The organism is Brevundimonas sp. (assembly GCF_036659295.1).
GTDB lineage: Bacteria > Pseudomonadota > Alphaproteobacteria > Caulobacterales > Caulobacteraceae > Brevundimonas.
Genome location: NZ_JAVXCU010000030.1, coordinates 18,830 through 28,181, shown reverse-complemented (window position 1 = coordinate 28,181; position 9,352 = coordinate 18,830). Strand labels below are relative to the sequence as shown.

At 63.1% G+C, this 9,352-nt stretch carries 10 protein-coding genes; all 10 read right to left on the bottom strand.

Annotated features, from left to right (window positions below; genetic code table 11):
- On the bottom strand, positions 1-365 hold a 365-nt coding region (locus RSB01_RS07500), incomplete at its 3' end, for a MaoC family dehydratase (protein ID WP_332625251.1).
- A 2-nt stretch (positions 366-367) separates the two neighbouring features.
- The gene (locus tag RSB01_RS07495) at positions 368-1,156 is read right to left on the bottom strand and encodes an SDR family oxidoreductase (RefSeq protein ID WP_332619585.1); all 789 of its coding nucleotides are present in this window, start codon (positions 1,154-1,156) and stop codon (positions 368-370) included.
- Positions 1,153-2,313: an acyl-CoA dehydrogenase family protein gene (locus RSB01_RS07490; protein WP_332592047.1), complete on the bottom strand. Its 1,161-nt coding sequence runs from the start codon at positions 2,311-2,313 to the stop codon at positions 1,153-1,155. The genes RSB01_RS07495 and RSB01_RS07490 overlap by 4 nt, the downstream gene beginning before the upstream one ends.
- Before the next feature lie 12 nt (positions 2,314-2,325).
- Positions 2,326-3,237, bottom strand: a complete 912-nt coding sequence (locus RSB01_RS07485) for an SDR family oxidoreductase (RefSeq protein ID WP_332592048.1) — start codon at positions 3,235-3,237, stop codon at positions 2,326-2,328.
- A gap of 11 nt (positions 3,238-3,248) precedes the next feature.
- The gene (locus tag RSB01_RS07480) at positions 3,249-4,400 is read right to left on the bottom strand and encodes an acetyl-CoA C-acetyltransferase (protein ID WP_332619588.1); all 1,152 of its coding nucleotides are present in this window, start codon (positions 4,398-4,400) and stop codon (positions 3,249-3,251) included.
- Positions 4,390-5,466, bottom strand: a complete 1,077-nt coding sequence (locus RSB01_RS07475) for an acyl-CoA dehydrogenase family protein (protein ID WP_332619589.1) — start codon at positions 5,464-5,466, stop codon at positions 4,390-4,392. The genes RSB01_RS07480 and RSB01_RS07475 overlap by 11 nt, the downstream gene beginning before the upstream one ends.
- A gap of 2 nt (positions 5,467-5,468) precedes the next feature.
- Positions 5,469-6,620, bottom strand: a complete 1,152-nt coding sequence (locus tag RSB01_RS07470; RefSeq protein WP_332591317.1) for an acyl-CoA dehydrogenase family protein — start codon at positions 6,618-6,620, stop codon at positions 5,469-5,471.
- Positions 6,620-7,369 carry an enoyl-CoA hydratase family protein gene (locus tag RSB01_RS07465; RefSeq protein WP_332591316.1) on the bottom strand — a complete coding sequence of 250 codons (750 nt, stop codon included), beginning with the start codon at positions 7,367-7,369 and terminating at the stop codon, positions 6,620-6,622. The genes RSB01_RS07470 and RSB01_RS07465 overlap by 1 nt, the downstream gene beginning before the upstream one ends.
- A gap of 12 nt (positions 7,370-7,381) precedes the next feature.
- Positions 7,382-8,461, bottom strand: a complete 1,080-nt coding sequence (locus RSB01_RS07460; protein ID WP_332591315.1) for a nitronate monooxygenase — start codon at positions 8,459-8,461, stop codon at positions 7,382-7,384.
- A gap of 2 nt (positions 8,462-8,463) precedes the next feature.
- Positions 8,464-9,351 (bottom strand): enoyl-CoA hydratase, encoded by an 888-nt coding sequence (locus tag RSB01_RS07455; protein WP_332591314.1) that lies wholly within the window; start codon positions 9,349-9,351, stop codon positions 8,464-8,466.
- Between the last annotated feature and the right edge of the window lies 1 nt (position 9,352).

Below are 9,352 nucleotides of genomic sequence, written 5' to 3'. Positions count from 1 at the left end.
CCGGTGCCTTTGGGCTCGATCTTGCTGATGACGCCTGCACCGCGAATGCGCGACCCGACCTTGACGGGGGCCAGGAACCGCACCTTGTCCAGACCGATGTTCAGGCCCGATGACACACCGTTGACGGTAATCAGGTCGGGCATGAAGGCATTGACCAGCGCCAGCGTCAGATAGCCGTGGGCGATGGTGCCGCCGAACGGGCCGTCCTTGGCGCGGGCGGGATCGACGTGGATCCACTGCATGTCGCCGGTGGTCTGGCCAAAGGTGGTGACGCGGTCCTGCTCGACCGACAGCCAGTCGGTATGGCCGAGGTCACGGCCCTCGGCCCCCAGCAGGGCGTCTGGCGTATCAAAGACAACGCCCATGGTTACGCCCTCTGGCTGGAGGCCGAGATGACCTCGCCGGTCAGGTATGACGACAGGTCGCTGGCGAGGAACACCATGATGTTGGCAATCTCCCAGACCTCGGCCGGACGGCCAAAGGCCTCGCGCTTGGAAAGCTCGGCCAGCATCTCGTCGGTCGTGACCTTGGCCAGGAACGGGTGCATGGCCAAGGATGGCGAGACGGCATTGATGCGCACGCCATGCTCGGCCGCTTCCACCGCCGAACAGCGGGTAAAGGCCATCACACCGGCCTTGGCGGCGGCATAATGGGCCTGACCCTTTTGTGCGCGCCAGCCCAGTACCGAGGCATTGTTCACAACGGCCCCCGACTTGGCCGCATACATGACCGGCAAGAAGGCGCGGCTCATGCGGAAGACAGACGTCAGGGTCACGTCCAGAACGCGGTCCCACTGCTCGTCGGTCATGTCCACGACATCGACCTCGCCGCCGAGACCGGCATTGTTGATCAGCACGTCGATGCGGCCCAGCAGCCGAAGCGATTCATCGCGCAGACGATCCACATCGGCCTGCTGCGTCACATCGCAGACGACGGTAAAGGGACGCACACCCACCGCCGCCTCGATGGCATCGGCGGCCTCGCCTAGGCGGCGCTCGTGAAAATCGCTGATGACCAGGGTCGCGCCTTCTTCAGCCGCCCGCTTGGCCGCCGAGAACCCGATACCCGTACCTGCGGCCGCCGTAATCACCGCCGTCTTGCCCTTCAGCAAACCACGCCCCTCAGGGTAGGCGGGCGGTGTGTTCACAAAACTCATGCTTGGATATCCGCAATGTCGCTGAGGCCCATTTCACGGGCGACCACATCATAGTGGTGCGATGGCGTTCCCAGCACAGTGGCGCTGGTGCGGGCGCGTTTGAAATAGAGATGGGCGTCGTGTTCCCACGTAAAGCCGATGCCGCCATGAATCTGGATGGTGTCGGCAGCGCACTGCATAAAGGCCTCGGAACAGCTGGCACCGGCGATGGCGGCGGCTTCTTCCATGGCCTCGGGCACATGCAACAAACGCACGGCATAGGACAGGGCCGAACGGGCGGATTCCACGGCCATCATCATATCGGCCAGCTTGTGTTTGATAGCCTGGAACGAGCCGATGACGCGACCGAACTGGACGCGTTGCTTGGCGTAGTCGGTGCTCATTTCCAGCACACGTTCAGCCCCGCCCAACTGTTCGGCGGCCAGCATGACGGTGCCGACGGCCAGCATACGCCGGATAGCCGGTTCCGCCTTGCCGACAGGCCCGACGATGGCGGCATCGTCGACGATTACATTGTTAAAACGGATGCGGCTGAAGGGGCGGGTGGGGTCGAGGCTGGTAACGCGCTCGACGGCGATTCCTGCCGTGTAGGCGTCCAGAGCCACGAGGCTGAGGCCATTCCAGCCGGATGTATCTTCGCTACGGGCGACCACCACCAGAAGATTGGCGGCGTGGCCCATCAGCACATAGTCGGCCTGTCCGTTGAGCACCCAGTGGGTACCCTCTCGGTGCAGGCTACAGGGCACGTCGGCAGGCAGAGGCACACCCGATGCGCCCGTCAAACACACGGAGGCGCGAATATCACCCTCGACCAGACGCGGTAGAAAGCGCGACTGGATGGCCTCACATCCCGCACCTGTCAGGGCGGGCAGGGCCAGACCGAGGGTGGGGAAAAGCGGGGCTGCCGTCAGGGTGCGACCGGTTTCTTCATGCAGCAGGGCCAGTTCGATCAGGCCAAGATCGCTGCCGCCAAACCGTTCAGGCGCAGCCACGCCCAGCCAGCCCATTTCGACGGCCATGGCGTGCCATTGCTCGCGGTCCCATCCGTCAGGCGATTCCATCGCGGCCCGCAGACGTGCCGAGGTGCCGTGTTCGTTCAGAAAATCACGGGCGCTTTCGGCAATGGCCAGTTGTTCGTCGGTCAGGGTGATGTTCATGCGTGCGGCCCTTTAGCCTGCGCCATAGACAGCTTGGGCGGGCGTGCGACGGGTAACGAGATCACGCACCACATCGCCGACTTCCGATGGATTCCAGCGGCGGCCGGCATCGACAACGGGGCCGTTGCGCCAGCCTTCGGACAGCATGATCTTGCCGCCTTGAAGCTCGAAGACCTGTCCGGTCACCTCGGCGGATTGTGCGCTGGCCAGCCAGACAACAGCGGGGGCGACATTGGCCGGATCATTGGAGTCAAAACCCCCATCGGGGGCCTTCATGGCATCGGCAAAAGCGGTCTCGGTCATACGGGTGCGGGCAGCAGGGGCCAGCGCATTGGCGGTGATGCCATAGCGGCCTAGTTCAGCCGCTTGAACGAGGGTCAGGCTGGCAATGCCGCCCTTGGCTGCTGAATAGGCGCTCTGTCCGATCGAGCCTTGCAGGCCTGCGCCCGACGAGGTGTTGATGATACGGGCATCGGGATTTTCGCCGCGCTTCTGCTTGGCGCGCCAGTAGTCGACGGCGGCGCGGCTGACACAGAAATGGCCGCGCAGGTGGACACGCAGCACCGCATCCCATTCGTCGGGCGTGCAGGATACAAACATGCGGTCGCGTACGAAACCGGCATTATTGACCACGGCATGCAGGTCGCCAAAGGCATCCAGCGCGGTTTGCACCATGCGCTGGCCGCCCTCGACCTCGGTGACATCGTCAGTATTGGCGACGGCCTTGCCGCCGTTGGCGATGATCTCGTCGACGACGACCTGCGCGGCCCCGACCGTCTGGCCGCTCTCGCCATGTGTGCCGACGCCTAGATCATTGACCACGACATTGGCCCCTTCAGCGGCCAGAGCCAGTGCATAGGCGCGGCCCAATCCTCCGCCCGCGCCGGTGACGATGACAACCCGTCCTTCACAGATACCCGACATGGACTCTCCCCCTACAAACGCTCGATAATGGTGACATTGGCCTGACCGCCACCCTCGCACATGGTTTGCAGGCCATAGCGGCCGCCTGTGCGTTCAAGGGCGTTCAGCATGGTGGTCATGATACGTGCGCCGGTGGCTCCCAGCGGATGACCGAGCGCAATGGCTCCGCCGTTCAGATTGACCCTGTCATGCGGGATTTCCAGTTCCTGCATCCATGCCATGGCGACCGAGGCAAAGGCCTCGTTGCATTCGAACAGGTCGATGTCGGAAATGTTCAGGCCGATCTTTTCCAGCGCATAACGGGTGGCGGGAATAGGCGCGGTCAGCATCCACACCGGATCATCGGCGCGCACTGAAATATGATGGATGCGGGCGCGTGGTTTCAGGCCGTGGTCTTTTACCGCCTTGGGCGAGGCCAGCAGGATGGCGGCGGCTCCGTCTGCGGTCTGGCTGGCCACGGCGGCGGTGATGCGTCCGTTCTCGATCAGCGGTTGCAGGCTGGCCATCTTCTCCAGCGAGGTCTGGCGCGGGGTCTCGTCATGGGTAACGCCTGACAGCGGGCTGATCTCGTTATCGAACAGGCCCTGATCGCGAGCGGCGATGGCGCGGCGATGGCTTTCCAGTGCAAAGCCTTCCATGGCTTCGCGGCTGATATTCCACTTGTCGGCAATCATTTCCGCAGAGTTGAACTGGCTGACTTCTTGGTTGCCAAAGCGGTTTTGCCAGCCGGTCGAGCCACGGAAGGGATCGGCAAAGCCATAGGCCTGTCCGGCCAGCATGGCGGCAGAGATGGGAATGGCGTTCATGTTCTGCACGCCACCTGCGACCACCAGATCCTGTGTGCCGCTCATCACGCCTTGTGCAGCGAAATGCACAGCCTGCTGCGAGGAGCCACATTGGCGGTCAATGGTCACGCCGGGCACATGCTGGGGCAGACCTGCCGCCAGCCAGCACGAGCGGGCAATATCGCCAGCCTGCGGGCCGATCGTGTCACAACAGCCGAACACCACATCCTCGACAGCAGCCGGATCAACACCGGTGCGCCCCATCAGGGCTGACAGCACATGAGCGCCGAGGTCTGCCGGATGCACATGGGCAAGGCCACCCTTTTTGCGGCCTACGGGTGTGCGGACGGCATCGATAATATAGGCCTCATGCGGCATGGGCGAGGGTGTCCTTGGAGGCGGTAAACGCAAAGCCGCTATCGGCTGCGGGCGAGGAGAGGGCGCAGGCCAGCACCCGCGCGCGGTGGAAGGTTTCGTCACCCCAGCTTCCGCCAAGGGCGAGGCCGCGTTTCAGCAGAAAGTGGACATCCACCTCCCACGAATAACCCATGGCCCCGTGCACCTGAATGGCGGTACGGGCGGCAAGGCTTGCGGCTTCGACAGCGGCCAGTTTGGCGTGCGAGGCGCGGGCGCGGGACAGGGCGTTACCGGCCTTGATCTCGGCGGCGGCGGCATAGACGACGGGACGGGCAAACTCGATCTTGACCTGTGCCGTGGCCAGCAGGTGTTTGACCGCCTGATAGGTGGCGATGGGTTTGCCGAACTGGGTGCGCTCATTGGCATAGGCGACGGCCAACTCGACGCTGCGCTCGGCAAGGCCGAGGCATTGGGCGGCGGCAAAGACGGCGGCCCGTTCCAGTGCCTGCGCCAGCAGGGGCGCGCAGGCACTGGCCTCGGCGACTACGGTTTCGGCCGTGAGGGTAGCCGAGATCGTGGACAGACGGCGGAAAGGATCAATGGAGGCACGGGTGTCCAACTTGACCTGATCGCGCGCGACCAGATGAAGCTGGCCGTCCTTCACGATCAAAAAGGCATCGGCGGTATCGGCATCGCTGACGAATGGATTGACAGGATGGGCCAAAGCAATGAGGGCCTCGCCGGACAGAGCTTTGTGCAGCCATTCCTCTGCGCGGGGATGATCGAGCGCGGCCAAGAGCGGCAGCACGACCCCTGCCTGTTCGACCAGAGGTTCAGGCAGGGCGGCGTAACCACAGGCGCGGGCGATCAGAACGAAATCGGTTTCAGAAAGTCCAAGCCCGCCCTTGTCCTCGGGAACCAGAATGCCTGATAGGCCAAGCTCCATAAGCGCGTTCCAGCGGGCGGCATCATGGGTCTGGCCGCTATCCATCAGTCGGCGCAGGTCGGTTCCTGTGCACTGGTCGGACAATAGAGAGGTGACAACCTCGGCAATGGCCCGTTGTTCTTCTGCGAAGGCGAAATCCATGATCAGCCCCTCGGCATGCCAAGCACACGCTCGGCAATAATGTTGCGCTGGATTTCGTTGGAACCGGCATAGATCGGCCCTGCCAGCGAGAAGAGGTATCCGCCCAGCCAGTCATGGTTCTCGCCCACGGGTTCGGCCAGTTCCGCGAAGGGACCAAGGATGGCCAGCGCGGTCTGGTGCAGGGCGATATCCATCTCCGACCAGAATATCTTGTTGCAGCTGGCCTCGGCGCCGATGCTGCCACCGGCCTGCAGGCGGCAGGCGGTGGAATAGATGGACAGGGCATAGGCCTGTGCATTCATCCAAGCCTGCGCCACATCGCGGCCAATGGCGGGATCGACGCGGTCGCGATGTTCCAGATAAAGGGCCGACAGCTTGCGGGCCGCTTCCTGATAGCGGGCAGGCGAGCGCAGCATCAGGCCGCGCTCGAAACCGGCGGTGGCCATGCAGACGTGCCAGCCCTGACCTTCGTCGCCCAGACGGTTGGCGACGGGCACGCGGGCATTTTCCAGAAAGATTTCGGCAAAGCCCGCTTCGCCGTCGATCTGGGGAATGGGATTGACCGTGACGCCTTCGGTTTTCAGGTCCATCAGCACCAGCGACAAACCCTTGTGGCGCTGTGACCCGGCCTCGGTACGGACCAGTACAAAGGCCCAGTCGGCAAAGACGGCACGCGACGACCAGATCTTGTGGCCGTTCAGCACATAGTGGTCACCGTCACGCACGGCGGTTGTCGATACGGCGGCAAGGTCCGATCCGGCCTGAGGTTCCGACCATGCCTGTGCCCAGATTTCATCGCCCGAGGCCATGGCGGGCAGGAAGCGGGCCTTTTGTGCGTCGGTGCCGAACTCCATCAGGGTCGGACCCAGCAAAAAGATGCCGTTCTGGTTCACGCGACCGGGGGCACCGGCGCGATAATATTCTTCTTCGAAGATCAGCCATTCGATCAGGTTCAGGCCACGACCGCCATAGGCCTTGGGCCATGTGACCATACCGAAATTGCCTTGGGCCAGCGTGCGTTCCCACGCGCGGTGCAGTGCAAATCCGGCTTCGGTATCAAAGGAAGGCAGGCGCGTTTGCGGCACATGGGTTTGCAGCCACTGGCGGACTTCCAGACGAAAGGCGTCTTGTTCGGGCGTGAAGGATAACTGCATCAGAACTTCGCCTGTTTGCCGCCATCGACAAAGGCATCGCGCGAGGCCTGACTGTCGGCGTGCATATACATTTCCAGCGTAAAGCCCTGTTCGAAGCGATAGCCGTGATCGACGTCGCGGGCTTCAAGGCCGTTGAGAGCTTGCTTGGCCAGAACCAGAGCCGTGCGGCTCTTGCCGGCAATCACAGCGGCAAAGGCGCGGGCTTCGGCCAGCAGGTCATCGCGGCTGACCACCTTGTGCACACCCCCCAGACGCCATGCGTCCTGTGCGGTGATCTTGCCGCCGGTAAAGAAGGCGGCGCGCACGGCATGCAGCGGTAACATGCGCGACAGATGAGATGCCCCGCCCATCGCGCCACGGTCGATTTCCGGCAGGGAGAAGAAGCAGTCGTCGGAGGCGATCACCGTATCAGAGGCCCCGCAAATGCCGATACCGCCGCCGATGACGAAACCATGGGCCGCCACCACAACCGGCACAGGGCAATCGCGCACAGCCTTGAAGGTGCGGTAGTTGCCACGGTTCAGCTCAACGATCCGTTCGGGGTGGGCCTGCATCTCCTTGATGTCGACGCCGCCGCAGAAACCGCGCCCCTCGGCACGGATCAGCACACAGCGGACATCCTCGCGCGATCCAACCTCGATAATGATATCGGGCAGGGTATTCCATAGGGTGGAATCGAGCGCATTGACCGGCGGGTGATCCAGAATGATCTCGCCGATGCGGTCACTGATTTCGGTGCGAATGGGCATGGTTGGTTTCCGTCAGGCCGCGATTTGGGCGGGGCCGCACAGGGCCTCCAGCCGTGCGCGGGCTTGGGTGGTGATTTCGGTAATCAAGGCCTCGCAGGACGGCAGGTCGCCAAGACGACCTGCGACCTGTCCGGTGGCCATCAGTCCCTCGTCGGGACGGCCTTCGACGACAGCCCTTTGGATCAGCATAGGGGCGCTGGCGGCCATCATGGCCTGTGCCAGTGTCAGCCCGCCGTGGCCGGTCATGGCGCGGGCCGCCTTCAGCAGGTCGGTATTGGATGCGCCTGTGGCGCGTTTCATCATCCACGCGCTTTCCAGCGCCCTGACCCACATGGAGACGGGGCCGGATTTCTCGATCCTGTTAAGGCGCGGATTACGGATCATGCGCTGGGGCAGGCCGTCCACCTTGGTGGAGACCAGAATATCGTTAGGACCGGCCTTCAGGTAACGGTCCTTGGTAATGGCGGGGATGGGGCTTTCTGCTGTCATCAGAAACCTCGTGCCCATGGCCATGCCCGCTGCGCCATAGGCCAGAGCTGCCGCCAGTCCGCGCCCGTCGCCAAAGCCTCCTGCCGCCACGACCGGCACATCGACCGTGTCCAGCACTTGCGGCAACAGTACGGTGGTGGCGACCGATCCGGTGTGGCCCCCGCCTTCGCCGCCCTGAACCGTGATCATGTCGCAGCCCAGTTCGACCATTTTCTTGGCGTGTTTCAACGCACCCACGGTGGGGATGCAGACAATGCCCGCATCGCGAAAACGCTTGATGATGGCCTTGTCCGGCCCGCGCCCAAAGCTGACGGCGCGGATATGCTCGCGTTCCGACAGTATGATCTCGACGATCTCGGCGGCACCCGGCTGGAACATGTGGAAGTTCACGCCGAACGGGTGCGGGGTCAGGGATTTGACCTCGGCAATGGCTGCCCGCAGTTCGTCGGGGCGCATGACGGCTGCCCCCAGAAAGCCGAAGGCTCCCGCATTGGAGGTGGCGGCCACCAGAGGCGGGGTCGCGATCCAGCCCATTGCCGTCTGGATCACCGGATAACGGCAACCCAGTTTGCGGGTCAGTTCGGTTGCAAGGACATCGGCCATGCTCAGCCCTTTTCCTTATTGCCTTGGGCCATGCTCTTGCTGTCCAGCCCGCCAAGACTGTGGCCGCTGACCAGATCGTTCTGGGCGTGGGCGAAATGGTGCATGTGGAAGACTGCATCCATGGCCGTACGCTTGCCACGCAGGTCTTCGACATGGTTGACGGCCTGTTTGGTCAGGGACAGACCAAGGCGCGGCATCTGGGCAATCTTTTCGGCAATGATGCGGGTCTGGGCCTCCAGATCATCGCGGGCCACCACGCGGTTGACCATGCCCAATTCATAGGCGCGGCTTGCAGGCATACGGTCACCGAGGAACAGGAACTCCTTGGCAATGCGCGGGTGCATTTCAAAGGCGTGGGCGAAATATTCGACGCCCGGAATACCCATGCGCACGACAGGATCTTGGAAGTAAGCATCGTCCGAGGCCACAATCAGATCGCACACCCAGGCCAACATCAGGCCCCCTGCGATACAGGCTCCTTGAACCATGGCGATGGTCGGTTTCTGGATTTCGCGCCAGCGGCGGCACATGCCCAGATAGACCTCGTGCTCGCGGGTATAGAGCAGTTCGGCCCCCGGCTTGTTGGTGTGGTCGGCCACCAGATGTTTGCGATCAAACGTCTTGTGCAGGTCGCGCCCCGGTGTGCCGATGTCGTGACCAGCCGAGAAATGCTTGCCCGCTCCGCGCAGGACAATGACCTTGACCGCATCGTCATCGACGGCGCGGCGGAAGGCATCGTCCAGCGCATAGGTCATCTGCGAGTTCTGGGCGTTGTGAAACGCCGTGCGCTGCATGGTGATCCATGCGACCGGCCCCTCCACCGCATAGTCAACGGGGGTGTCGGTTTCGTAGACAATATCCACGGATTTGGGAGGGACCAGATCGCTCATA

Excerpts from the sequence above, each read along its gene's own strand:
- RSB01_RS07495 (WP_332619585.1), bottom strand. The coding sequence starts at position 1,156 with ATGAGTTTTGTGAACACACCGCCCGCCTACCCTGAGGGGCGTGGTTTG.
- RSB01_RS07490 (WP_332592047.1), bottom strand. The coding sequence starts at position 2,313 with ATGAACATCACCCTGACCGACGAACAACTGGCCATTGCCGAAAGCGCC.
- RSB01_RS07485 (WP_332592048.1), bottom strand. The coding sequence starts at position 3,237 with ATGTCGGGTATCTGTGAAGGACGGGTTGTCATCGTCACCGGCGCGGGC.
- RSB01_RS07480 (WP_332619588.1), bottom strand. The coding sequence starts at position 4,400 with ATGCCGCATGAGGCCTATATTATCGATGCCGTCCGCACACCCGTAGGC.
- RSB01_RS07475 (WP_332619589.1), bottom strand. The coding sequence starts at position 5,466 with ATGGATTTCGCCTTCGCAGAAGAACAACGGGCCATTGCCGAGGTTGTC.
- RSB01_RS07470 (WP_332591317.1), bottom strand. The coding sequence starts at position 6,620 with ATGCAGTTATCCTTCACGCCCGAACAAGACGCCTTTCGTCTGGAAGTC.
- RSB01_RS07465 (WP_332591316.1), bottom strand. The coding sequence starts at position 7,369 with ATGCCCATTCGCACCGAAATCAGTGACCGCATCGGCGAGATCATTCTG.
- RSB01_RS07460 (WP_332591315.1), bottom strand. The coding sequence starts at position 8,461 with ATGGCCGATGTCCTTGCAACCGAACTGACCCGCAAACTGGGTTGCCGT.
- RSB01_RS07455 (WP_332591314.1), bottom strand. The coding sequence starts at position 9,351 with ATGAGCGATCTGGTCCCTCCCAAATCCGTGGATATTGTCTACGAAACC.